Origin of the sequence: Streptomyces johnsoniae (assembly GCF_031845565.1) — a bacterium.
Classification (GTDB): Bacteria; Actinomycetota; Actinomycetes; order Streptomycetales; family Streptomycetaceae; genus Streptomyces; species Streptomyces johnsoniae.
Window position 1 is genome coordinate 1 of record NZ_JAVREV010000008.1, and the last position, 22,806, is coordinate 22,806.

The 22,806-nt window shown below is 74.1% G+C and carries 22 protein-coding genes and 1 pseudogene; 7 read left to right on the top strand and 16 right to left on the bottom strand.

The annotated features are described in order from the left end of the window. Positions 1 to 106 (top strand): annotated as a pseudogene (locus RM779_RS15880) (IS982 family transposase); the annotation flags it as partial. Between the two features lie 232 nt (positions 107 to 338). On the opposite strand, the gene RM779_RS15885 reads toward RM779_RS15880, so the two are convergent. Continuing rightward, a complete protein-coding gene (locus RM779_RS15885) occupies positions 339 to 977 on the bottom strand; it encodes a sulfite oxidase-like oxidoreductase (protein WP_311618353.1) in 639 nt (212 codons plus the stop codon). Positions 978 to 1,172: 195 nt separating this feature from the next. On the opposite strand from RM779_RS15885, the gene bfr reads away from it, so the two are divergent. After that, positions 1,173 to 1,655, top strand: a complete 483-nt coding sequence (gene bfr / locus RM779_RS15890; RefSeq protein WP_077061945.1) for a bacterioferritin — start codon at positions 1,173 to 1,175, stop codon at positions 1,653 to 1,655. A gap of 13 nt (positions 1,656 to 1,668) precedes the next feature. Here the strand turns inward: bfr and RM779_RS15895 are convergent, their stop codons facing one another. Both RM779_RS15895 and RM779_RS15900 read right to left on the bottom strand, forming a co-directional pair. Then, positions 1,669 to 1,929, bottom strand: a complete 261-nt coding sequence (locus RM779_RS15895; RefSeq protein WP_311618567.1) for a (2Fe-2S)-binding protein — start codon at positions 1,927 to 1,929, stop codon at positions 1,669 to 1,671. 111 nt (positions 1,930 to 2,040) lie between these two features. After that, on the bottom strand, positions 2,041 to 3,390 hold the full coding sequence (locus tag RM779_RS15900; RefSeq protein WP_077061944.1) for a class II 3-deoxy-7-phosphoheptulonate synthase: 1,350 nt from the start codon (positions 3,388 to 3,390) through the stop codon (positions 2,041 to 2,043). A 293-nt stretch (positions 3,391 to 3,683) separates the two neighbouring features. On the opposite strand from RM779_RS15900, the gene RM779_RS15905 reads away from it, so the two are divergent. Then, on the top strand, positions 3,684 to 5,591 hold the full coding sequence (locus tag RM779_RS15905) for a chorismate-binding protein (RefSeq protein WP_311618568.1): 1,908 nt from the start codon (positions 3,684 to 3,686) through the stop codon (positions 5,589 to 5,591). A gap of 67 nt (positions 5,592 to 5,658) precedes the next feature. Here RM779_RS15905 and RM779_RS15910 read toward each other — a convergent pair whose 3' ends face one another. Genes RM779_RS15910 through RM779_RS15920 form a run of 3 tightly spaced genes read right to left on the bottom strand, consistent with a single transcriptional unit; the run spans position 5,659 to position 8,306 of the window. After that, positions 5,659 to 6,318: a response regulator transcription factor gene (locus tag RM779_RS15910; protein ID WP_311618354.1), complete on the bottom strand. Its 660-nt coding sequence runs from the start codon at positions 6,316 to 6,318 to the stop codon at positions 5,659 to 5,661. Beyond that, complete coding sequence (gene macS / locus RM779_RS15915; RefSeq protein WP_311618355.1) at positions 6,315 to 7,499, bottom strand: MacS family sensor histidine kinase; 1,185 nt, start codon at positions 7,497 to 7,499, stop codon at positions 6,315 to 6,317. The genes RM779_RS15910 and macS overlap by 4 nt, the downstream gene beginning before the upstream one ends. Before the next feature lie 48 nt (positions 7,500 to 7,547). Beyond that, a complete protein-coding gene (locus tag RM779_RS15920) occupies positions 7,548 to 8,306 on the bottom strand; it encodes a lysophospholipid acyltransferase family protein (protein ID WP_311618356.1) in 759 nt (252 codons plus the stop codon). Between the two features lie 122 nt (positions 8,307 to 8,428). On the opposite strand from RM779_RS15920, the gene RM779_RS15925 reads away from it, so the two are divergent. Both RM779_RS15925 and RM779_RS15930 read left to right on the top strand, forming a co-directional pair. Further along, positions 8,429 to 9,199 carry an alpha/beta hydrolase gene (locus RM779_RS15925; protein WP_311618357.1) on the top strand — a complete coding sequence of 257 codons (771 nt, stop codon included), beginning with the start codon at positions 8,429 to 8,431 and terminating at the stop codon, positions 9,197 to 9,199. Then, on the top strand, positions 9,186 to 9,761 hold the full coding sequence (locus tag RM779_RS15930) for a hypothetical protein (RefSeq protein WP_311618358.1): 576 nt from the start codon (positions 9,186 to 9,188) through the stop codon (positions 9,759 to 9,761). Before RM779_RS15925 ends, RM779_RS15930 begins: the two co-directional genes overlap by 14 nt. Before the next feature lie 49 nt (positions 9,762 to 9,810). On the opposite strand, the gene RM779_RS15935 is transcribed toward RM779_RS15930, so the two are convergent. The 5 genes from RM779_RS15935 to RM779_RS15955 form a co-directional block, all read right to left on the bottom strand. Further along, positions 9,811 to 10,536: an endonuclease/exonuclease/phosphatase family protein gene (locus RM779_RS15935; RefSeq protein ID WP_311618359.1), complete on the bottom strand. Its 726-nt coding sequence runs from the start codon at positions 10,534 to 10,536 to the stop codon at positions 9,811 to 9,813. 16 nt (positions 10,537 to 10,552) lie between these two features. Further along, positions 10,553 to 11,494 (bottom strand): ROK family glucokinase, encoded by a 942-nt coding sequence (locus RM779_RS15940; RefSeq protein WP_311618360.1) that lies wholly within the window; start codon positions 11,492 to 11,494, stop codon positions 10,553 to 10,555. A gap of 251 nt (positions 11,495 to 11,745) precedes the next feature. After that, positions 11,746 to 12,288, bottom strand: a complete 543-nt coding sequence (locus RM779_RS15945) for a DUF5304 family protein (RefSeq protein ID WP_311618361.1) — start codon at positions 12,286 to 12,288, stop codon at positions 11,746 to 11,748. A 35-nt stretch (positions 12,289 to 12,323) separates the two neighbouring features. Beyond that, the gene (locus RM779_RS15950; protein ID WP_311618362.1) at positions 12,324 to 13,550 is read right to left on the bottom strand and encodes an ArsA family ATPase; all 1,227 of its coding nucleotides are present in this window, start codon (positions 13,548 to 13,550) and stop codon (positions 12,324 to 12,326) included. Positions 13,551 to 13,554: 4 nt separating this feature from the next. Continuing rightward, positions 13,555 to 14,016, bottom strand: a complete 462-nt coding sequence (locus RM779_RS15955; RefSeq protein ID WP_311618363.1) for an SRPBCC family protein — start codon at positions 14,014 to 14,016, stop codon at positions 13,555 to 13,557. Between the two features lie 149 nt (positions 14,017 to 14,165). Here RM779_RS15955 and RM779_RS15960 point away from each other — a divergent pair, with 149 nt between their 5' ends. Beyond that, a complete protein-coding gene (locus RM779_RS15960; protein ID WP_311618364.1) occupies positions 14,166 to 15,974 on the top strand; it encodes an AMP-dependent synthetase/ligase in 1,809 nt (602 codons plus the stop codon). A gap of 29 nt (positions 15,975 to 16,003) precedes the next feature. On the opposite strand, the gene RM779_RS15965 is transcribed toward RM779_RS15960, so the two are convergent. The 4 genes from RM779_RS15965 to RM779_RS15980 form a co-directional block, all read right to left on the bottom strand. Continuing rightward, the gene (locus RM779_RS15965) at positions 16,004 to 17,158 is read right to left on the bottom strand and encodes a glycosyltransferase family 4 protein (protein WP_311618365.1); all 1,155 of its coding nucleotides are present in this window, start codon (positions 17,156 to 17,158) and stop codon (positions 16,004 to 16,006) included. A 24-nt stretch (positions 17,159 to 17,182) separates the two neighbouring features. Beyond that, complete coding sequence (locus tag RM779_RS15970; protein ID WP_394813305.1) at positions 17,183 to 18,256, bottom strand: C40 family peptidase; 1,074 nt, start codon at positions 18,254 to 18,256, stop codon at positions 17,183 to 17,185. Positions 18,257 to 18,443: 187 nt separating this feature from the next. Next, a complete protein-coding gene (locus tag RM779_RS15975) occupies positions 18,444 to 19,502 on the bottom strand; it encodes a C40 family peptidase (RefSeq protein WP_311618367.1) in 1,059 nt (352 codons plus the stop codon). A gap of 322 nt (positions 19,503 to 19,824) precedes the next feature. Then, positions 19,825 to 21,183 (bottom strand): NYN domain-containing protein, encoded by a 1,359-nt coding sequence (locus tag RM779_RS15980; protein ID WP_311618368.1) that lies wholly within the window; start codon positions 21,181 to 21,183, stop codon positions 19,825 to 19,827. A 128-nt stretch (positions 21,184 to 21,311) separates the two neighbouring features. Here RM779_RS15980 and RM779_RS15985 point away from each other — a divergent pair, with 128 nt between their 5' ends. Continuing rightward, positions 21,312 to 21,593: an Lrp/AsnC family transcriptional regulator gene (locus tag RM779_RS15985; RefSeq protein ID WP_077061929.1), complete on the top strand. Its 282-nt coding sequence runs from the start codon at positions 21,312 to 21,314 to the stop codon at positions 21,591 to 21,593. A gap of 10 nt (positions 21,594 to 21,603) precedes the next feature. Here the strand turns inward: RM779_RS15985 and trpD are convergent, their stop codons facing one another. After that, a complete protein-coding gene (trpD, locus tag RM779_RS15990) occupies positions 21,604 to 22,782 on the bottom strand; it encodes an anthranilate phosphoribosyltransferase (protein WP_311618569.1) in 1,179 nt (392 codons plus the stop codon). Positions 22,783 to 22,806 lie beyond the last annotated feature (24 nt).

A 22,806-nucleotide genomic window follows, 5' to 3' on the forward strand; every position in this document is an offset into this window, starting at 1 on the left:
CACCGTCCGCGTCAGCCAGCGCATCCTCGCCCTGACCGCCGCCATCTGGCACAACCGAGCCACCGGCCAGCCCATCACCCGCTCACTAATCGCCTTCGACCACTGAGATCGGCATAACTCGTCTAGGTCCTGTGCTGTCGATCTTGTCGGATCAGCCCGCGGCTCCCCCGGGCTCCTCCCCCAGACTCCTCCCCCAGACTTCGTCTGGGAGGTGCCCCCAGGGAGGTGCCCCCAGATGCGGTGCTCCCCCAGCCTGGCGGCTGGGGGAGTGCCGTAGCTGGCGTCGCGGGCCCGGCAAGATCGGCAGGACAGGGCCTAGGGTCTGGGCGGGGAGCGGCCTACAAGTCCGGGCCGTCGCCCGGCTCCTCCTGGTAGGAGTAGCGCTGCTCACGCCAGGGGTCGCCGATGTTGTGGTACCCGCGCTCCTCCCAGAAGCCGCGCCGGTCGGCCGTCATGTACTCGACGCCGCGGACCCACTTGGGGCCCTTCCACGCGTACAGCTGCGGCACCACCAGGCGCACCGGAAAGCCGTGCTCCGCCGTCAGCAGCTCGCCGTCGCGGTGGGTGGCGAAGACCGTGCGCCGGGCCGCGAAGTCCGCGAGCCGCAGATTGGCGCTGTAGCCGTACTCGGCCCACACCATCACGTGCGTCACCTCGGGCGCGGGCGGGGCGAGGGCGAGGAACGTGCCCGCCGACACGCCGCCCCATTCGGCGTCCTGCATGCTGAACTTCGTGACGCAGTGCAGGTCGGCCACCACCGTCTCGTACGGCAGCGCCGAGAACTCCTCGTGCGTCCAGCAGCGCTTGCCGCCGTCGGCCGTCGCGCCGAAGACGCGGAACTCCCAACGCTCGGGCCGGAAACGTGGCACCGGGCCGTAGTGCGTCACGGGCCATCCGCGCTGGGGCCGCTGCCCCGGCGGGAGCCGGTCCGCGCCGTGCTGCGGCGCCTGTCCCCCGCGGCTGTCCGGCTGACCCATGCCCTCCATGGTGACAGACCCGCTCCCGGCGCTCGCACCGCCACCCCGGCACCCCTGTGACCTCGGAAAACGGCGGAGAATCCGGCAAATTCGGTAAGCCTTCGCTTACTGGACGGATCGCCGCGGCGGTGCCACGATGCGCGGGCAGCAGCAACGAATGACGACCCACGCAGCCGACAGAAGGAGCGCGCCGTCATGCAGGGCGACCCCGAGGTCATCGAGTTCCTCAACGAGCAGCTGACCGCCGAGCTGACCGCCATCAACCAGTACTTCCTGCACGCCAAGATGCAGGAGAACTTCGGCTGGACCAGGCTCGCCGCCTACACCCGCGCCGAGTCGTTCGACGAGATGCGGCACGCCGAGGTGCTGACCGACCGCATCCTCTTCCTCGAAGGGCTGCCGAACTACCAGCGGCTGTTCCACGTGCGGGTCGGGCAGACGGTCACCGAGATGTTCCAGGCGGACCGGCAGATCGAGGTCGAGGCGATCGACCGGCTGCGCCGCGGCGTGGAGGTGATGCGCGCCAAGAGCGACATCACCTCGGCGAAGATCTTCGAGTCGATCCTCAAGGACGAGGAGCACCACATCGACTACCTCGACACGCAGCTTGAGCTGATCGACAAGCTGGGTGAGGCGCTCTACATCGCGCAGCAGATCGAGCAGCCGAGCAGCGCCTGAGAGCCGCCGGAGGTCACGGCAGCGGGGCCGCCACCCCCGCGGACGGCACCGCGGACACGGCGGCAACCGCGGGCGCCGCCGGCACCGTCCCGGCGACGGTCTCCCGGCGCGGGCATCCACCGCGGCCCAGCAGGCCCTGGATGCGCCGCACGCACGAGCCGCAGTCCGTTCCGGCCTTGGAGGCGGAGGCGATCTGCCGCGGGGTGCACGCACCGGCCGCGGCGTGGTCACGCACCTGCTGCTCCGTGATGCCGAAGCACGAGCAGACGAACACGGTCACCCCTCCGGTGGCTTACTGAGGTAAGGCTCACCTTACCCGCCCACCGTGACGACGCACCAGTGCCCCGGGATGTGGCTCGGGCCACCCCGGGGCACCACCACCTGGTCAGGCCCGGTACATCTCCGCCACCAGGAACGCCAGGTCAAGCGACTGGCTCCGGTTCAGCCTGGGGTCGCAGGCCGTCTCGTACCGCTGGTGCAGATCGTCGACGAAGATCTCGTCGCCGCCGCCGACGCACTCCGTCACGTCGTCGCCGGTCAGCTCCACGTGGATGCCGCCCGGATGCGTGCCCAGGCCCTTGTGCACCTCGAAGAAGCCCTTGACCTCGTCCAGCACGTCGTCGAACCGCCGGGTCTTGTGCCCGGAGGCCGCCTCGAAGGTATTGCCGTGCATCGGGTCGCACACCCAGGCCACCTGGGCGCCCGACGCGGTGACCTTCTCCACCAGCGTCGGCAGCCGGTCGCGGATCTTGTCCGCGCCCATCCGCGTGATGAACGTCAGCCGGCCCGGCTCGCGCTCCGGGTCCAGCCGCTCGATGAGGGCCAGCGCCTCCTCGGGCGTCGTCGTCGGACCGAGCTTGACGCCGATCGGATTGCGGATACCGGCGGCGAACGCGATGTGCGCGCCGTCCAGCTGCCGGGTCCGCTCGCCGATCCACACCATGTGGCCCGAGACGTCGTACAGCTTCCCGCTGCGGGAGTCCGTGCGCGTCAGCGCCGCCTCGTAGTCGAGCAGCAGCGCCTCGTGCGAGGCGTAGAACTCCACCGAGTGGAACTCGGCCGGGTCGGCGCCGCACGCCTTCATGAAGTTCAGCGCGTTGTCGATCTCCCGCGCCAGCGCCTCGTACCGCTGCCCCGAGGCCGAGGTGCGCACGAAGTCCTGGTTCCACGCGTGCACCTGCCGCAGGTCCGCGTAGCCGCCGGTGGTGAAGCCACGCACCAGGTTCAGCGTGGAGGCGCTCGCGTGGTACATCTTCCGCAGCCGCTCCGGGTCGGGCATCCGCGCCTCGGCCGTGAACTCCGCGCCGTTGACCGAATCGCCGCGGTAGGTGGGCAGCGTCACGCCGTCCCTGGTCTCCGTCGGCTTCGACCGCGGCTTGGAGTACTGCCCCGCGATCCGCCCCACCTTGACCACGGGCACCGCCGCGGCGTAGGTGAGCACCGCGCTCATCTGGAGCAGCGTCTTCAGCTTGGCGCGGATCTGGTCGGCACCGACCTGGTCGAACGCCTCGGCGCAGTCCCCGCCCTGGAGCAGGAACGCCTCGCCCCTGGCCACCGCGCCCACCTGGGCACGCAACTGGTCGCACTCGCCGGCGAAGACGAGCGGCGGATAGGTTTCCAGATCCGTGGTCACAGCGCGCAGAGCTTCGAGATCCGGGTAATCGGGCTGCTGCGCCGCGGGCAGGTCCCGCCATGAGGTGGCGATGGAGGTGCTGCTGTCAGCGTTCACGGTCACCGTTCCAGATTACGGGGTCGGGTCCACCGCGTTCCGCCCCTGATCACGGAGTGAGACGCTGGTCCAGGCTTCGCGTATAGTGCCCGCATGTTCGCGCAAGCCAGCCGCACCTGGTGGTGGCCCGCTCATCCGGCGGCCACCTGACTGCGCGTTCCCCACAACTCGCATCGTCCGACGCGAAGGCCGCCCGAGGGGCGGCCTTCGGCGCGTGTACGGGCCGCCCTTCCCCGATTCCCTGAAGGGGACCCGTTCCCGTGACAGATTTCACGACAGCACCGGCAGCCGCCGGGGCTCTGCTCTCCTCGCTCGCCGCGGGGAACACCCCGTTCGCCCTGCTGCGCCGCCGCACGCCCGGCCACGACGACAGTGTGGTCGAGGTCATGACCGGGCCGGTGACCGAGGCCGCCAGGCTCGCCGACCTCCCGGTGCCGGACGCGGGCGCGCTGGCGCTGGTCCCGTTCCGGCAGATCGCCGAACGCGGCTTCGAGGCCACCGACGACGGCACGCCGCTCGCCGTGCTGCTGCCCGAGCACACCGCCCGCCTCCCGCTGGACGACGCGCTCGCCGCGCTGCCCGCGCACCCCGTCACCGTCCGCGAGGGCGGCTTCGACGTTTTTGATGCCGCGTACGCGCGTACCGTCGCCGACGTCCTGACCGAGGAGATCGGCGCGGGCCAGGGGGCCAACTTCGTCATCAGGCGCACCTTCACCGGCCGGATCGACGGCTTCGGCGCGCGCGACGCGCTCGCCCTCTTCCGCCGGCTGCTGCTCGCCGAACGCGGGGCTTACTGGACGTTCGTCGTCCACACCGGGCGGCGCGTGCTGGTGGGCGCGAGCCCCGAGGTCCACGTGCGGATGACCGGCGGCACGGTCGTGATGAACCCGATCTCCGGCACCTACCGCTACCCGCCCGGCGGCCCCGACCTCGACGGGCTGCTCGCGTTCCTCGACGACCGCAAGGAGCGCGAGGAACTGTCCATGGTCGTCGACGAGGAGCTGAAGATGATGTGCACCGTCGGCGACCGCGGCGGCCACGTCGTCGGCCCGCGGCTGCGCGAGATGGCCCACCTGGCGCACACCGAGTTCGAGCTGCGCGGCCGCACCTCGCTCGACGTGCGGGAGGTGCTGCGCGAAACGATGTTCGCGGCCACCGTCACCGGCAGCCCGGTGGAGAACGCCTGCCGCGTCATCCGCCGCCACGAACGCGGCGGGCGCGGCTACTACGCGGGCGCGCTGGCGCTGCTCGGACGCGACGCGTCGGGCGGGCAGACCCTCGACTCCCCCATCCTCATCCGCACCGCGGACATCGACGCCTCCGACGGCACCCTGCGCGTCCCCGTCGGCGCGACGCTGGTCCGCGGCTCCGACCCGGCGGACGAGGTCGCCGAGACGCACGCGAAGGCGGCCGGCGTGCTGGCCGCCCTCGGCGTGCGGCCGGCCGCCCCGGAGCCCGCGGCGCGCGGCCCGCGGCCGGGCGCGTCCCCGCGGGTGCGGGCCGCGCTCGCCGGGCGGCGGGCCGGGCTCGCGCCGTTCTGGCTGCGGATGCAGGAGCCGCCCGCGGGCGGCGGGGACGGCGCGGACGGTGGGAGTGCTGACGACGTGCTGGTGATCGACGGCGAGGACACGTTCACGTCGATGCTCGCTCACCTGCTGCGCTCCACCGGCGCCCGGGTCGAGGTGGTGCGCTTCGACGCGCCGGGCGCGCACGACCTGGCGCTGCGCCACTCGGGCCCGGTCGTGCTCGGCCCCGGGCCCGGCGACCCGAACGACGCGGCCGATCCGAAGATGCGGCTGCTGCGCGGGCTGACGGCCGCGCTGCTCGGCGGCCATCCGCATCCGGTGGCCGGCCTGTGCCTGGGACACGAGCTGATCGCCGCGGAACTCGGCCTGCCCGTGGTGCGCAAGGACCGGCCGTACCAGGGCGCCCAGGAGCGGATCGACCTTTTCGGCCGCGAGGAGACCGTCGGCTTCTACAACTCCTACGCGGCGCGCTGCGACGACGCCGCGGCCACGCGGCTGGCGCGGCGCGGAGTCGCGGTCGGCCGCGACGGGAGAACGGGCGAGGTGCACGCGCTGCGCGGGCCCGGCTTCACGAGCGTGCAGTTTCACCCGGAGTCGGTGCTCACGCTGAACGGCCCCGCGATCGTCGCCCGGCTGCTGCGCCCGGTGCCCTCCGCACCACAGACGCCCGCCGGAACGTAGCCCAGAGCCCCACCGGTTCGCCCGCCCGCGCGCGGGCGGGCGATCCGACCCCGCCCCCAGGGCGCGTTCAGCCGGCGTCGAGGCCGCTTTCGATGGCGTAGCGCACCAGCTCTGCGCGGTTGTGGAGCTGGAGCTTGCCCAGCGTGTTCTGTACGTGGTTCTGCACCGTGCGGTGCGAGATCACCAGCCGGTCCGCGATCTGGCGGTATGTCAGCCCTTTCGCCACCAGCCGCAGCACCTCCGTCTCGCGCTCGGTGAGGCGCGGCACGTCCGCGGCGCCGCCCGCGTCCGGGGCGGACGCGGTGGCCAGCCGCCGGAACTCGCCGAGCACCAGGCCCGCGAGCCCCGGCGTGAACACCGCGTCCCCGACGGCCGTCCGCCGGACCGCGTCGACCAGCTCGGCCGCGCTCGCCGACTTCACCAGGTAGCCGGTGGCGCCCGCCTTCACCGCCTCCAGCACGTCCTCCTGCTCGCCGCTCGCCGAGAGCACGAGCACGTGGATGTTCCCGGCCAACTGGCGGCACACCTCGGCGCCCGGCAGACCCGGCAGGTTCAGGTCCAGGACCAGCACGTCCGGCCGGACGGCCCGCGCCCTGCGCACCGCCTGCGGGCCGTCGCCCGCGGTGGCCACCACATCGCAGCCCGCCTCGCCGAGGTCGCGGGCCACCGCGTCCCGCCACATCGGGTGGTCGTCGACGACCATCACGGTCAACGGCCGTTCACTCATGCCCCGTTGTCCTTTCCGCCGTATCCGCCGTTTCCGCCGTTTCCGCCGCTTCCGCCGCCGGTTTTCGGCAGCCGCAGTTCGACCTCGGTGCCCTGCCCGGGCAGGGACACCCACTCCGCGCTGCCGCCCAGGTCCCGCAGGCGCCCGCGGATCGAGAGGGCAGCGCCGAGGCGGCCCTCCGCCTCCGCGGCGGCCAGCCGCCCAGCGGGGATGCCCCGGCCGTCGTCGCGCACCGTCACCAGCACCTCGTCCGGCTCGTCCTCCAGCAGAATCCACGCGCTCGCCGCGCCGCCCGCGTGCCTGCGCACGTTATCCAGCGCCGCGGCGACCGCCGCGGCCAGCTCGCTCGCGGCCGGCGCGGGCAGCAGCACCGGCTCGCCGGGGCCCGCGTAGGTGACGCGCTCGCCCGAACCGGCCGCGCCCGTCAGCAGCATCCGCAGATCCGCCTCGGCCGGGCCGCCGGCCGGCGTGGGGTCGGCGCTGACCAGCGCCCGCAGCGCCCGTTCCTGCTCGCCCGCGAGCCGGCCCAGCTCCGCGGCCTCGCCGCCGATGGCCGTGCCGCGCCGCTGCACCATCGCCAGCACCTGGAGCACGCTGTCGTGGATGTCGCGGGCCAGCCGCTCCCGTTCCCTGGTGGCGGCCTCGATGCGCACCGCTTTCGCCAGGGTCCGCTCGCTGGCCCTGGCGACCTCCACGACGTAGCCGATGGTGATGGCCGCGACGCACACCAGCACCGCGTTCTGGAGGGTGACGCCGGAAAGCTCGCCGTCCTCGACGAGGTTGGCTGCCCCGACCACCACGGCGGCGGCCAGGCCCAGGCGCCAGCCGCCCTTCAGCGACACGGCGAGCACGGAGCCGGCCACCCAGATCGAGGGGAGAGTCGGCCCCACCACGTCGGGCGGGTCGGCGGGCGGGCTCAGCAGAATGCCCGTCACCCCGAGCACCACGTCGGCCGCGAGGAAGGCGGGCCGGCAGCGTTCGGCCGAGGAGACGGCGCGGAACGTCACGGCCGTCCACAGCATCAGCACGCCCAGGTAGCCGACGCCCACCCAGGGCCGGGCGTAGTCCCCGTACGCGAGCAGGAACAGTACCCAGGCGTAGCCCGCGGCGAGCAGCCGGTACGCGGACAGGGCCCGCCACATCGGCTGTTCGACGGTTATCGACGCCGGCTCTCCGGCCATGTGCCTCCCCCGCTCCCCGTTCCCCTTGCCGCGGTGCCCCGCCCGCGGTCAGTCGTCCCCGGCCTTGTCCTGCTTCTCCTGCGCCTTGTCCTGAGCCTTGCCCTGCGCCTTGTCCTGCTGCTTCTCCTCGGCCAGCAGCCGCTTGGCGGCGGTCGCGTAGACGTCGACGTACTCCTGGCCGGAGAGCTTCATGATGGCGTACATCACCTCGTCGGTGAGCGACCGCAGGATGAAGCGGTCGCCCTCCATCCCCTGGTACCGCGAGAAGTCCAGCGGCTCGCCGATCCTGATGCCGGGGCGCATCAGCTTCGGCACGACCTTCCCCGGCGGCTGGATCTTCTCCGTGTCGATCATCGCGACCGGCAGCACCGGCGCCCCGGTGGCCAGCGCGACCCGGGCCAGGCCGCCCGGCCTGCCGCGGTAGAGACGCCCGTCCGGCGAACGCGTGCCCTCCGGGTAGATCCCGAACAGCTCGCCGCGCTCCAGCACCGCGATCCCGCTGCTTATGGCCGCCTCGCCGGCCCCTCTCGCACCCGAACGGTCCACGGGAAGCTGGCCGACCCCCTTGAAGAACGCGGCGGTCAGCCGGCCCTTGATCCCGGGTGAGGTGAAGTACTCGGCCTTCGCGATGAACGTGACCTTGCGGTCGAGCACGGCCGGCAGGAAGAACGAGTCGGAGAACGACAGGTGGTTGCTCGCCAGAATGGCGGGCCCTTCGGCGGGCACGTGCTCCTTGCCCTCCACCCAGGGCCGGAAGGCCAGTTTCAGCCCCGCCCCCACGGACACCTTCATCGCCCCGTACAGCACCCCGGCCGCCTTCCTGTCTTTTGTCTGGCCCGACCCTACTGGGCAACGGCCGCGCATGGCGCACCCAGAAGCGCCCGCGTAGGGTGGCAGCCGTTTCCGAGAAGAGGAACGGAGTCGAGCCGATGCTGCTTCTTCCCGGGGCCGGGCCCTTCACGCACGACGGCTCGGCAACAGGCGTCCTGCTGTGTCACGGGTTCACCGGCTCCCCGCAGTCCCTGCGGCCGTGGGCGGAGCACCTGGCGGCCCGGGGGCTGACCGTGTCCCTTCCGCTGCTGCCGGGCCACGGCACCCGCTGGCAGGATCTCCAACGCACCGGCTGGCAGGACTGGTACGCGGCCGTCGACCGCGAGCTGCGGCAGCTGACGGAACGGTGCGAGCACGTCTTCGTGTGCGGCCTGTCGATGGGCGGCGCGCTGGCGCTGCGCCTCGCCGCCCGCCGCGGTCCGGCCGTCAGCGGCGTCGTGGTGGTCAATCCCGCGGTCACATTTCCGCGGCTCCAGGGCTATGCGCTGCCGGTGCTGCGGCACCTGGTGCCCAGCACCAAGGGGCTGATCTCGGACATCGCGAAGGAGGGGGTCCTGGAGACCGGGTACGACCGGGTGCCGCTGCACGCGGCCCACTCGGTGCGCTCCCTGTTCTCCCGGGTCAGGGAGGAACTGCCGCAGGTCACGCAGCCATTGCTGCTGCTGCGCAGCCGGGTCGACCACGTCGTGCCGGTCGGGGACTCGGCCGTGGTGCGGGCCGCCGTCTCCTCCACGGACGTCACCGAGCATGTGCTCGAATTCAGCTTTCATGTGGCCACCCTCGACCGCGACGCGGAGCGTATCTTTCAAGAGACGGACGCCTTCATCAGCAGGCTCGCGACAAGGAAGACTGCCCGTGACGGAACGTGACCAGGAGCGCGGCGACGGCCGCGACCCGATCGACGAGGAAGCCGCGTGGGCCGAGATCGTCGCCGGCTACGGCGAGGAGCCCAAGGACCCGCCGGGCGTCTGGCCACTGGCCTCGCCCCCGGTGGAGAGCGACCGGTTCGACGCCGGGGACGGCACCGACCGCGTCCACGTCGCCGAGCCACCGGCCGAGCCGGTGGCGGAGGGAACGGCCGAAGGGACGGCTGAGGGGACCACCGAGGGGCCCGTGGAGGGGCCAGCGGAGGGGCCCGCCGCCGGCCCACGGGACTGGGACGCGGCGGAGGACGAGGAGGACGACCACTTCGTTCCACCGGAGCCGCCGCCGCTGCCGGAGACCGACCTCTCCACCAAGCTGGCCTGGCTCGCCGTGCTCGGCGGCCCGTTGCTGCTCATCGGAACGATGCTGCTCCAGCGCGAGATGAGCTGGTGGGTCGTCACCCTGGGCATCGGCGGGTTCCTCGGCGGCTTCGCCACGCTGGTCTCCCGCATGCGCGACGGCCACGACGACGACTGGACGGACCCGGGCAACGGCGCGGTCGTGTAGACCGGCCCCGCGGGCGACGCCGGTCCCGGCGTCGCCCGCGGGAAGCCGTTCAGGGCACGCCGGGCAGGCGGAGCCGGGCGAGGAGCGGCAGGTGGTCCGTCGCGGCGGCCAGGTCGCCGGGGCGTACCCCCGGCAGCCGCCGCGGCACACCGCAGCCGAGGACGTCCACGGCGGGCGTGCACAGCACGGCGTCGATGCGGCGGTCCCGGCCCGCCGAGGGGAACGTGTCCCCGCCGCCCTCGGGCGCCTGCCGCCAGGCGTCCGCGAGCGCCCCGGCGAGCAGCCGGAACGTGCGTCCGCCCGGCAGGTCGTTCAGATCCCCCGCCACCACCGCCGCCGGGCCGCCCCGCGCGCGGAGCTCGGCCAGCCGTCCCAGCAGCAGCCCGCCCTGCCGGTACCGTTCGGCCGCGTTCAGGCTCAGGTGGCAGCTGACCACCGCCAGACGCGCGCCGGTGGCCAGGCGCAGCACCGCGGTGGCCAGGCCACGGCGGTGCAGTCCCGGCGTGCGCGGAAACGTGACGTCCTCCGCGTACGCGACGGAGAGGCGCGGCGCGGCCAGGATCATCGTGCCGCAGGACGGCGCCCCGCCCGTCACGTACAGCAGGCCCGTCTCCCGCGCGAGGCGCGCGGCGCTCGCACGCCAGCCGAAGAAGCGGGGGGCCTCCTGGACGCACACCACGTCGGGGGCGCAGCCGCGGATCACGCGGCCGAGCGCCGCCCGGTCGTCGCGCAGGGAGCGGACGTTGTAGCTGAGCAGCCGCAGCTCCGCGGGCACCGCGGCCCGGCCCCCGTTAACCCTGGCGGGCGAGGTCGGCCGCGCCCACCAGACCCGCCCGGCCGCCCAGCTGCGCGGCGAGGACCTGGGCGTGCGGCCGGTACCTGCTGCCGACGAGCCAGCGGCGGAACGACTTGCGGATCGGGTCGAGCACGAGGTCCCCCTCGTCGGAGACGCCGCCGCCGACGATGAACGCGGAGGGGTCGAACAGGGAGGCCAGATCGGCAAGACCGGCGCCGGCCCAGCGGGCCAGCTCGCGGAAGGAGTCGATGGCGACCGGGTCGCCCTGCCGGGCGGCGGCGCTGACGTGCCGGCCCTCGATGCCCTCGGGGGTACCGTCGCCCTCGGCGAGCAGCACCTCGGCGGCCTCCGGGGTGGCCGTGGCCCGCTGCCTGGCGTACCGCACCAGGGCACGGCCCGAGGCGTACTGCTCCCAGCAGCCCTGGCTGCCGCAGCCGCACAGCAGGCCGTCGGGGACGACGCGCAGGTGCCCGAACTCGCCGGCCACGCCGAACCTGCCGCGGTGCAGCCGCCCGCCGATGATGATGCCGCCGCCCAGGCCCGTGCCGAGCGTGATGACCACGACGTCGTCGTGCCCGGTGCCCGCGCCGAAGCGGTACTCGCCCCAGGCCGCGGCGTTGGCGTCGTTCTCCACGACGACGGACAGGCTGACGCGCTGCTCGATCTTGTCCTTCAGGGTCTCGTGCCGCCAGGCGATGTTCGGCGCGAAGAGGACGGTGGCCCGCTTGTCGTCGACGTAACCGGCCGCGCCGATGCCGACGGCCTCGGCCGAGGTGCCCTTGCCCACGGTCTTGATGGCATCGGCGATGGCCTCGACGACGCCTTCGGGAGAGGGTGGGGTCGCCACCTGACAGGTGTCGAGGATGGTGCCGTCTTCGTCGACCACGCCGGCCGCGATCTTCGTGCCGCCGATATCGACGCCGATGGTCAGTCCCATCAGATCTCCTTCGCATGGACCGCGCACCCCGATCCGCCCGCGCGCGGCAGGGCCGCGCCGTGGCCTCCGGTCCGTGCACCTCCCCGGGCACAGGACAGGGCCGAACCGCCGTGGTCGCCACGGCGGCCGGGTGAAAACCCCCTCGCGCCGAAGGGGGGTGGAGTGACTGGTCCCTCAAGTGATGTCAGGTAGTGGATCGATCCCCGCCGCTGACCACGGTACCGGAGGGAGGCGTACGTCACTCCCCCGCTTCAGTCCAGGTCGATGCGCTGCGATCCGGGCGGAGCTTCGGGGTCGTCCGGATTCTCACCGTTCTCCCGCTTCGCCTGGCGGTCGGGGGGATCGGCCGTCTCCTGGGGGCGGGACCAGCGCTGCTCCTGGCCGAGCACCGCGGCGCGGTAGGCGGCCAGCAGCTCCTGGCCCGCACCGGCGAGGTGCTGGATCACGTCCGCGTTGCGCTCGATCACCGGCTCGAAGGCGGCCCTGGCCCGCTCCGCGAGCGGGCCCGCGGCGAGGCCCGCGGCCGGGCCCAGCCCGCTGCCGAGTGCCGCGCCGAGGTGGCCGAGGCGCTCGGCGACCGCGTCGGCGAGCTTGCGCAGCTCGTCCGCCGCGTCGCCGGTCGGCTCGCCGTACTCCCTGCGGCGCCGGTCGCGCTCCGCGGCGAGGTCCTCCTCGCAGGCGGCGGCCCAGGCGTCCGGGTCAGGCTCGGGTCCCGCGGACCCGGAACTCCCCGGCACCCGGGGGCGCTCGGGCCCCGCGGCGTCTTCTGCGGGGTGCTCGCCGGTGTTGCTCATCGCGGCCTCCTCGGACATGAGCCTGCCCTTCGAGACTACCCCGGGCCGCCGGAACCTTCGGAGCCCGCGTCCGGCCAACGGCCGGGATCAGGCGCGAAACGGACGGCCAGCGCGCCGTCGTCCGCCAGCGCCGCGCCCGCGACGGTGCACCGGCGCAGGACCGCGGGCAGCGGCAGGGCGCGGCGGAACGGGCCCGCGGTGACGATCAGTTCATCGCCCCGGCGGACCAGGCCGAGCCCTGCGCGGTCCGCGCCGGGCAGCGGCAGCCGCCACACCAGCAGCCCGTCCGCGTCCCGCCGGTCGGTGAGCCGCGGCTCCGCCCGCAGCGGCGGGCCCGGCGGCGGCAGCGGCAGCGCCGCGAGGCCGGCGGGGCCCGGCTCGGCGCCCAGGTGCGGCAGGCGGTGCGGCTCGGGCAGCCGGGCGGCGCGGACGAACGCGGTGAGCACCGACTCCTGCCGCGCCGCGAGCCGCGCCGCCCACGCGTCGGCGGGCGCGACGGGCACCAGTCGGTTGGCGACGACCGACTCCACCGCGATGCCGTGCAGCGCGAGACCGGCCCGTGCGGCGCGGAGTTCGGCGGCGGAGCGTTCCGTCGGGTCGAGGACCAGGCGGGCCGCGGTGTCCGGCCCGGCGATCAGTGCCTCAAGCGCGGCGAGCCCCGCGTCCCAGCCCTCCGCGGCGCCGAGCAGCGCGGCGGCCGGCAGCGGCACCCCGGCCAGCTGCGCCAGCAGCGGGTGCAGGGCGCGGGCGGTGCGCCGTTCCTGCGGCAGCAGGCGGCGCAGGTAACGGCGCAGCTGACCGGGCAACGCGAGCAGCCGCACGGCGTCGACGGCACCTGGCAGGTCGAGAACGATCAGCCGCGGCGGGTCCGCGGCGGCGTGCGCGGCGTGCAGCGCGCCCAGGACCGCGGCCTCGCCCGAGCCCGGCAGCTCGGTCAGCTCGTCGTCGTCGAGCACGGCCGCGCCCACCAGGTCGAGCGCGGGCCTGACGCGCCGCTGCGCGGCCAGCACGCCCGTGCGGAACGCGGCGGCCCGGTCGATGCGGGCGGCGGTCAGTCCCGGCGCGACGCGCGCCGGCCCGTCCGGCGCTCCCCCGGGCGGCGGCGCGGCGCCGAGCAGCGCGGCGAGGCGGTCCTCGGGTGCGGGGCTGAGCAGCAGGGTGTCCGTTCCGGCGCGGGCCGCGGCCAGCGCGGTGGCGGCGGCGACCGTGGTGGCGCCGTCCCCGCCTGGGCCGGTGACGAAGAGGGTCCGCGGGCCGCTCACCTGGTCAGGCCCGGACGCCGTCGCCCGGGAGGCTCTCGACGCGCTTCTTCAGTCCGTCCAGGGCGCGGTCGATGATGACCTTCTCGGCCTTGCGCTTGATGGTGCCCAGCATCGGGATCTTGACGTCGACGGTCAGCTGGTAGGTGACCTCGGTGTGCCGGCCGTCGGGGGCCGGCACCAGCCGGTAGGAGCCGTCGAGGGCGCGCAGCATGCGGGACTTCACCAGGGACCAGCTCACCTCCTGCTGCCCCTGCCAGGTGTAGGCCAGCGTGTGCTCGTCCTTGATCGCGCCGGCGTCGAGGAGCAGCCTGACCTGCTCGGCCCTGCCCTCGGTGTCGGTGCCGAGCACCTCGGCCTCCTTCACCTCGCCCGTCCACTCCGGGTAGCGGCCGAAGTCGGCGATCACCGCCATGACATCGGCCGGGGTGGCTTCGATGGTGATGCTCGACCTGGTGTGTTCGGCCATGGCCGTGGCTCCTCGCGCTGATCTCCCACTGGCGTCCGTCCGTGGGAAGGCTACCGCGAGAAGGCCGCCGCACCGCCACGGGAACCGGGCAGTAGGCTGCCGGAAGGGCCGTGGAACGTGACGGAGAACGTGACAGATGAGGAGCAGCGGTGCAGGAGTTCAGCCTTCCGGCCCGGTATGAGGTACCCGCGGACGGTCATCTTCCCGGGCTGCTCACGGCGAACGCCGGGCGGCACCCGGACGTCGCGGTGTACTCCCGCAGGACGGACGGCGGCTGGGCGGACGTGACCGCGACCCGGTTCCTCACCGAGGTGCGGGCGGTCGCCAAGGGTCTGCTCCGGGCCGGGATCGCCCCGGGCGAGCGGGTCGGCCTGATGTCGCGTACCCGATACGAGTGGTCCCTGTTCGACTTCGCGATCTGGTCGGTGGGCGCGGTCACCGTCCCGGTGTACGAGACCAGCTCGCCGGAACAGGTCGTGTGGAACCTCAAGGACTCCGGCGCCGTCGCCGTCGTCGTGGAGACCGCGGAGCACCGGGACACCGTGGAGTCGGTGCGCGGCGAACTGCCGGAGCTGGCCCACCTGTGGTGCATCGAGCCCGCCGGGGGCGAGGCCGCGGTCGGCCGGCTGACCGCGGCCGGCGCGGACGTCGCCGACGGGGAGCTGGACGCCGCGACGGCGACCCTGACCCCGGACTCCCCGGCCACCGTGATCTACACCTCGGGCACCACGGGACGGCCGAAGGGCTGCGTGCTGACCCACCGGGCGTTCCTCGCGGACTGCGGGAACGTGGTGGCCGCGCTCGGGCCGCTGTTCCGCACCGGCGAGAGTTCGGTGCTGCTCTTCCTGCCGCTGGCCCACGTCTTCGCCCGCATGGTCCAGGTGGCCTCGGCGCTCGCCCCGATCAGGCTCGGCCACGTCGGGGACGTCAGCGCCCTGACCGACGACCTGGCCTCGTTCCGGCCCACGATCGTCCTCGGCGTGCCGCGGGTCTTCGAGAAGGTGTACAACTCGGCGCGGGCCAAGGCCCGCGAGGGCGGCAAGGGCCGGATCTTCGACCGGGCCGCCGAGGTGGCCATCGCCCACAGCAGGGCGCAGGACACGGCGTCCGGCCCGCCGCTGGGGCTGCGCCTGCGGCACCGGGTGTTCGACCGGCTCGTGTACCGGCGGCTGCGCGCGGCGCTCGGCGGGCGCGCGACGCACGCGATCTCCGGCGGCGCGGCGCTGGGCGAGAGGCTGGGGCACTTCTACCGCGGCATCGGCTTCACGGTCCTGGAGGGGTACGGGCTGACCGAGACCTGCGCGCCGACCGCGTTCAATCCGTGGGACGCGCCACGGATCGGCACCGTCGGCCGCCCGCTGCCCGGCTCCGCCGTGCGCATCGACGGGGACGGCGAGGTACTGGTGCGCGGCGAGCACCTGTTCACGCGGTACTGGAACGCCGAGGGCGCCGCCGCCGAGGCGATGACGGACGGCTGGTTCCGCACCGGGGACCTCGGCTCCCTGGACGAAGACGGTTATCTGACCATCACCGGGCGGAAGAAGGAGATCCTGGTGACGGCCGGCGGGAAGAACGTGGCGCCCGCCGTCATGGAGGACCGGATGCGGGCGCACGAGCTGGTCGCCGAGTGCATGGTGGTCGGCGAGGGCCGCCCGTTCGTCGCCGCGCTGATCACGCTGGACGACGCGTTCCTGCCGCGGTGGGCGGCCGAGCAGGGCCTGGACGAGCTGCCCCGCGCCGAACTGCTGGCCCACCCCGGCCTGCTCGCGGCCGTGCAGGAGGCGGTCGACCAGGGCAACGCGGCGGTCTCGCGCGCCGAGTCGGTCCGCGCGTTCCGGGTGCTGCCCGGCCAGTTCACCGAGGAGTCGGGCCACCTGACGCCCTCGCTGAAGCTGAAGCGGCACGTCGTGACCCGGGACTTCGCCGCCGACATCGACGCCCTGTACACCCGCGGTTAGGTCACTGACCGCGGGAGCGGGGCCCGCGGTCAGGCGAGCAGGTCCCTGAGGCGGTCGACCAGCAGGTCCCAGCGCCAGCGTTCCTCGATCCAGGCGCGGCCCCGCTCGCCCATGCGGCGGCGCAGTTCGGCGTCGCCCAGGAGGGTGAGCACGCGCTCCGCGGTCTCCGCGGGCGCGGCGTCGCCGCCGCCGCGCACGACCCAGCCGGTCTCGCCGTCCAGCACGGCGTCGGGGGCACCGCCCGAGTCCCCCGCGACGACCGGCAGTCCGGTCGCGGACGCCTCCAGGTAGACGATGCCGAGCCCTTCGACGTCCAGGCCGCCGCGCCGGGTGCGGCACGGCATGGCGAACACGTCACCCGCCCCGAAGTGGGCGGGCAGCTCCTCCCAGGGCACCGCCCCGGTGAACAGGACCGACGCCGTCACGCCGAGCCGCGCCGCCAGCTTCTCCAGGTCGGCGCGGTACGGGCCGCCGCCGACGATCAGCAGCACCGTCTCCGGCTGCGCGGCGAGGACGCGCGGCAGGGCGCGGATCAGGGTGTCCTGGCCCTTGCGCGGCACCAGGCGGGACACGCAGACCACGACCGGCCGGTCGGTGAGGCCGAGCCGGGCGCGCACGGCGTCGCCGCCGGAGCCGGGGTGGAACGTCTTCTCGTCGACGCCCGGCGGCAGTTGCACCATCCGCGCGGCGGCGTCCGCGGAGACCGCGCCCGCGATGCGGCTGCGCGTGTACTCGCCGAGGTAGGTCAGGGTGTCGGTGGAGGAGCCGATCCGGCGCAGCAGCGCGCGGGCACCCGGCAGTTGTGCCCAGCCCGCCTCGTGGCCGTGGGTGGTGGCCACCAGCCGCTCCGCGCCCGCGGCCCGCAGGGCGGGCGCCATCAGGCCGAGCGGCGCCGCGGCCCCGAACCACACCGCGGTGCAGCCGTGCGCGCGCAGCAGCGCGGTGGCACGGCGGGTGGCCCGCCGGGTCGGCAGCAGCGTGGTGGCGTGGTCGCGCACCACGGGGAACGGCTGCTCGGCATCGAACTCGGCTACGGCCCTGGCCTCTTCGCCGTCGCGCCCCCAGGTGGAGGCATAGACCACCAGCTGCCGCGGGTCGAGCCGCAGCGCCATGCTGTGCAGGAACGCCTGAATCCCCCCGGGCCGCGGCGGGAAGTCGTTCGTCACGATCAACGTCTTACGCATCAGACGAGACGATACCGAGCCCGTTCAGGGGCGGACGACCGAGGAGACCGGCATGACGTCCACCGCCTCGTACCGGACCTGCGCGCCGGGGTAGGGGGCGTGCACCATCTGCCCGCCGCCCACGTACATCGCGACGTGGCTCGCGTCCTCGCGGTAGACGACGATGTCGCCCGGCCGCGCGTCGGACAGCGCGACCCGGCGGCCGGCCCCGGCCTGGGCCTGCGAGGTGCGCGGCAGGGCGACCCCGGCACGGGCCCACGCCCACTGGATCAGCCCGGAGCAGTCGAACGCGTCGGGGCCCGCCTGCCCCCAGCCGTACGGCAGGCCGACGGCCCCGCGGGCGGCGGCCACCGCCGCGGCCGCGCGCCCGGACACGGGAGCGCCGGCGCGCGGAAGCGCGCCCGCCCGCGCGCGCTTGCCGTGCTCCGCCGTCGGCGCGGCCGCGCGCTCCGCGGCGCGGTCGGCGCGCTCCCTGGCGTGGCGTTCCTGGTCGCTCAGGCGCTCGTACTGGCGCCGCGCGGTGGCGAGCCGGGACTGCACGGCGCGCTTGTGGCGGGCCAGGCTCGCCTGTTCCTCGGTGAGTTCGGAGAGCTGCTCCTCCGCCTCCTGCCGGTGCTGGTCCAGCACCCGCTGCGCGGCGAGCAGCTCGCGCAGCCCGGCGACCCGCCGGTCGCCGAGCCGGTCCAGGACGGCGGCGTGGTCGAGGTAGGTCTCGGGGCTGCCGGAGAGCATCAGCACCAGCGTCGGCTCGAACCCGCCGGCCCGGTACTCGGCGGCGGCGGCGGAACCGAGAGCGCGCCGCGCCTCGTTGACGGCCTCCTGGCCGCGGGAGACCCGGTCCTGCTGGCGCTCGAACGAGGTCCGCAGCGTCTCGACCCGCTCCGCCGTTCCGTTGTACGCCTCGACGGCGCGCTCCGCGTCGGCGAACAGGCGGTCCACCTCGCGGGCCGCGCCCGCGCTGTCCGCGGGCGGCGCGCCGGGCTCGGCGAGCACGGGGACGGCGCTGATGACGGCCGCCGCGGTGGCGGCCGCGGACAGCACGGTTGCCCGTGCCACCCGTCTCGAACAGGCATGGCGGTTGAGTCGATGGGAAACCACTGCGGGCCGCGCTCCCTTCGGTGGGGACCTGAGCGGAGCAGAATGTAGCCGCGCGGCAGTGGGAGTTGACGGATCACCACCGCCCGCGCGGCCCCCGTCAGGAGACGCAACCGCAGGTCATGCAGGGGGCGCGACGGCGCACTTGGACCCCGGAATCACCTGGATGGACCAGGCGGGGCGCGGCGCGTCAGCCGACGCGCACGCCGTACTGGAACGGCATCGCGTTGATCGACAGGTACTCGACGCTCGAACCGGGCCGCGGGGCGTGGATGATCTGGCCGTTCCCGGCGTAGATGCCCACGTGGTGCAGGTCGCTGTAGAAGAACACCAGGTCGCCGGGGGCGAGTTCGCTCATGCCCAGCGCGGGGCCCATGCCGGCCTGCGCCTGGGAGGTGCGCGGCAGGGAGACCCCGGCCTGGCTGAACGCCCAGGAGGTGAGGCCGGAGCAGTCGAAGGAACTGGGGCCCGTGGCGCCCCACACGTAGGGGGCGCCGATCTTGCTGGCCGCGGCGTCGAGCGCGGCGTGGCCGTAAGAGGTGCCGGTCCCCCCGGAACCGCCGAGCTCGCCGCGGGAGTCGCCGTCGCGGCTGGCCCGGTCCGCCGCCGCGGCCGCTGCCGCGGCCTCCTCGTCGGCGATGCGCTGCCGCTCTTCGTCGGTCAGCTGATTGAGGAGTGACTGGGCTTCGCTGAGCTTGCCCTGGATCGTCTCCTTCTGGTCGCCCAGCTCGACGCGCAGATCCTCCAGCTCGGCCAGCCGGTCGGTGGCCTCCTGGCGCTGCTGGTCGAGGGTGCGCTGCCGGTCCTCGATGAGGCGGAGCGTCTCCGCCTGCTTGCCGCTGACCTGGTCGAGCGTCGACGCCTGGTCGAGGTAGGCATCGGGGTCGGAGGACAGGAACAGCTGCACCGACGGGTCGAGGCCGCCGTTGCGGTACTGGGCCGAGGCGACGGAACCGAGCGTGCCGCGCAGCTCGTTCAGCTCCTCCTGGCCGCGGGCGGTCGAGTCCTGGAGGTCCTCGACCTCGGACTGGAGCTCTTCCTCCCGCTCCTTGGCGCCGTTGTACTCCTCGGTGGCGGCTTCCGCCTCCTGGTACAGCCGGTCGACCTCTTCCTGGACCTCTTCGATGGACTGTCCGGGGTCGGCCTGGGCCGTCTGCGTCGAAATAGCGACGGTGGCGGCGGCTGCGGTCGCGCCGAAGATGGTGACACGGGCCCGGCTCGGCTGCTTGGGACGACGGTGGGACGCCACTGGGGCGAGCTCCTTCTTCCTCAGCCGCCTGCCGGGAGTGGGGGCGTGGCCCCGGCTCCGCGCAACTGCCGCGGATTCGGCGGTTCCCCCGCGGACATCCCGGATGGATGGTCTACCGCGCGGAGGTTCGAGGCCCGACCCTAGCGAGGTCGTATTCGTTCCTTCAAATCCCCGCGGGCATATTTTACTTACCTCACACGAGCGGCGAGCGACGGCACACGCACGGTGGCGGACGAGACCGTCACAACCGGCACGACACGGAACGAAGGAGCGGCAAAGGCCCGAGAAGGGACAAGCAGCGCCAAGGGTGTGCCAACCGGTCCTACGTGCGGGAGAGCCGCCGCAACAGCAGCGCGGAGGCGACGGGGCGGGCGCCTGCCTGGGCGACTCCGTCGGCCACCTCGCGGTCCGCGGAGACCACCACCACGGGCCGGCCCGGCGGTTCCGCGCGCACCAGCCGCCGGATCAGCTCGTCCGCGGTCTGCCGCGGCTTGCTGAACAGCACCCGCACGCCACGCGGCGGCGTCAGCAGCACCGGGGCGGCCAACTCGGCGCCGTCGAAGACGCAGGTCATCTCCGCGCCGGTCTGTGCCGCGAGCACCGCGAGACCGCGCATCAGGCGCAGCCGCTGCTTCTCCAGCGGCATCGTGGGATAGCCGGTCTTCGTCACGTTGTAGCCGTCCACGACCAGATGCGCCTGGGGCAGGGCGAGAAGCTGGTCGAGCAGGGCGGGGTCGTCCTCCGCGAGGGCCCGCTGCGCGATGTCCTGCGGCGTCATCCCGCCCGGCTCCACCGCGTCAACGGTCTGCGCGGGCTTCAGTTCGGTGGGGGGCAAGGCGAGTTCACGCCGAATTCCCTGGGCCGCGTCCAGCACCGTATCCAGCAGCAGGCGCAGCCGCATGTCCTCGATGCCGCGGCCCTCCCGCACCGACCTGCGGCTCGTCTCCAGCGCCGCCTCCGCCTCCGCGAGCCGCGCGCGCAGCCGCCGCGCGTCGGCCTCCGCGGACGCCCGCGCCCCCGCCGCCTCGGCCCGCTCCTCCTCGAACTCGGCCCGCAGCTTGCGCAGCGCGGCCTCGCCGCGCCGCACGTCGGCGAGGGCGCTGCGCAGTTTGCGGTGCACCGCGTCGGTCTCCTTGCGGGCCGCGTCCAGCTCGGCGCGCAGCCGTTCGCCCTCGGCGCGGGCGGCGGAACGCGCCTGCGCCAGCTCCTCTTGCAACCGCGTCAGCTCCAGCTCCCGTTCGCGCCCCTCCCGCTCGGCCTGCGCGCGCTGCGCCTCCTCGCCTGCGGCGGCGACCAGCTTGGACCAGCCCTGCGGCCGCAGCACGAACGCGGCGGCGGCCACGTCGACGGGGTCGGCGGCGGGCGGCGGGGCGCCGCGTTCGACGGCCTCGGCGAGCACCGGCTCCGCGGTGCGCAGCCGCGCCGCCACGCGCTGCCGGAAGACGGTGTCGCTCTCCAGGGCCGCGGCCATGGCACTGCCGCCGAATTTCACCCGCCGGGAGGGAGTGAACCGCGCGTACTGCCGGAGCGCGGCGGGCAATTCGCTCATGGTCAGCCCGGAGAACGTGTCTCCGGCGAGCAAGATGACCCGGTGCCGGACCCGCTCCGGCAGGGGGTGGTCGAGGGTCTCGGCCGGCTCCGGCCGCCCCGCCGCCTCCTCACCGTCCGTGGGTTCCACCACCGCACACACCGTCCGTCGCCCCTGCCGTTATCGACTGTCACCCTACGGCCTGGTAGCCGTCGCGGCCCACGTGCCGGGCTAAGGTGAGCCCTGCGTACCGCGTCCGCCGCACAGGGAAAGGCCCAGCCGTGATCACTTCGATCGTGCTCATCAAGACCAGTGTGGACCGCGTCCCGGAGGTCGCGGAGCAGATCGCGGCGATGGAAGGGGTCAGCGAGGTCTACTCGGTGACCGGCCCGCACGACCTTATCGCCATGGTCCGGGTACGCGACCACGACGACCTCGCGGAAGTCATTCCCGGCCGTATCAGCAAGGTGCCGGGCGTGGAGTCGACCGAAACGCACGTCGCGTTCCGTACCTACTCGCGGCACGACCTGGAGGCCGCGTTCGCCATCGGCCTGGACTCCTGATCCGCGGCACCTACCGGTGGGTGGCGGTGACCCACCGCTCCAGCGCGGCGCGGGCGGCGCCCGAGTCGATGGACCGCGCCGCGCGCGCCATGCCCGCCGCGAGCTGGTCGGGCAGCGGCGCGTCCTGCTGGTCGAGGGCGACCAGGGCCGCCGCCGAGTTGAGCAGGACGGCGTCGCGGACGGGGCCGGTCTCGCCGTCGAGGAGGCGGCGGGCGACCTCCGCGTTGTAGGCGGCGTCGGCGCCGCGCAGCGCCTCCACCGGGGCCAGGGAGAGCCCGACGTCCCGTGGGTCGAAGGACTGCTCGCGCACCTTGCCGTCGCGGACGGTCCACACCGTCGACGTGGCGGTGATGGTCAGCTCGTCCAGCCCGTCGTCGCCGCGGAAGATCAGCGCGGAGGCGCCCCGTTCGGCCAGGACGCCCGCCATGATGGGAGCCATCCGCGCGTCCGCGACGCCGGTCGCCTGGGCGGCGACGCGGGCCGGGTTGGTCAGCGGGCCCAGGAAGTTGAACGGGGTGGGGACGCCCAGCTCCCTCCTGGCCGACGCGACGTGGCGCAGCGCCGGGTGGAACTTCACCGCGAAACAGAAGGTGATGCCGGCCTCCACGGCGACCTCGGCGACCCGCTGCGGCGTCAGGTCCAGGCTGACGCCCAGCTCGCCCAGCACGTCGGAGGCGCCGCTCGCGCTCGAGGCCGCGCGGTTGCCGTGCTTGACGACCGTGGCCCCCGTGCCGGCGACGACGATCGCGGACATCGTCGAGATGTTGACCGTTCTGGCCCGGTCGCCGCCGGTGCCGACGATGTCGACCGTGGGTCCTGGGACCTCGATGAGATTGGCGTGCTCGTACATGGTCCGCACCAGGCCGGAAACCTCGTCCACCGTCTCGCCCTTGGCCCGCAGGGCGACCGCGAAGCCGGCGATCTGCACGTCGGTGGCCTCGCCGCTCATGATGCGGTCCATGGCCCAGGCGGCCTCGTCCGTGGTGAGGTCCCGTCCGGCGATCAGCGTGCTCAGCACGTCGGGCCAGGTGCGAGCCGCCGCGGGGGAGCCTCCGGCGGGGGTCACGACGCTCATGGGAATCACTCCTGGCGAGTCGGCTGGTGGTCGGGCAGGGCGCAAGGCCGTGCCGGTCGGCCGGGAACCATGCGGACACACCCTAGCGGCGAAGGAACGCGCCCAGGACAGCATGCCCGCACTGCGGACGCCCGCGAC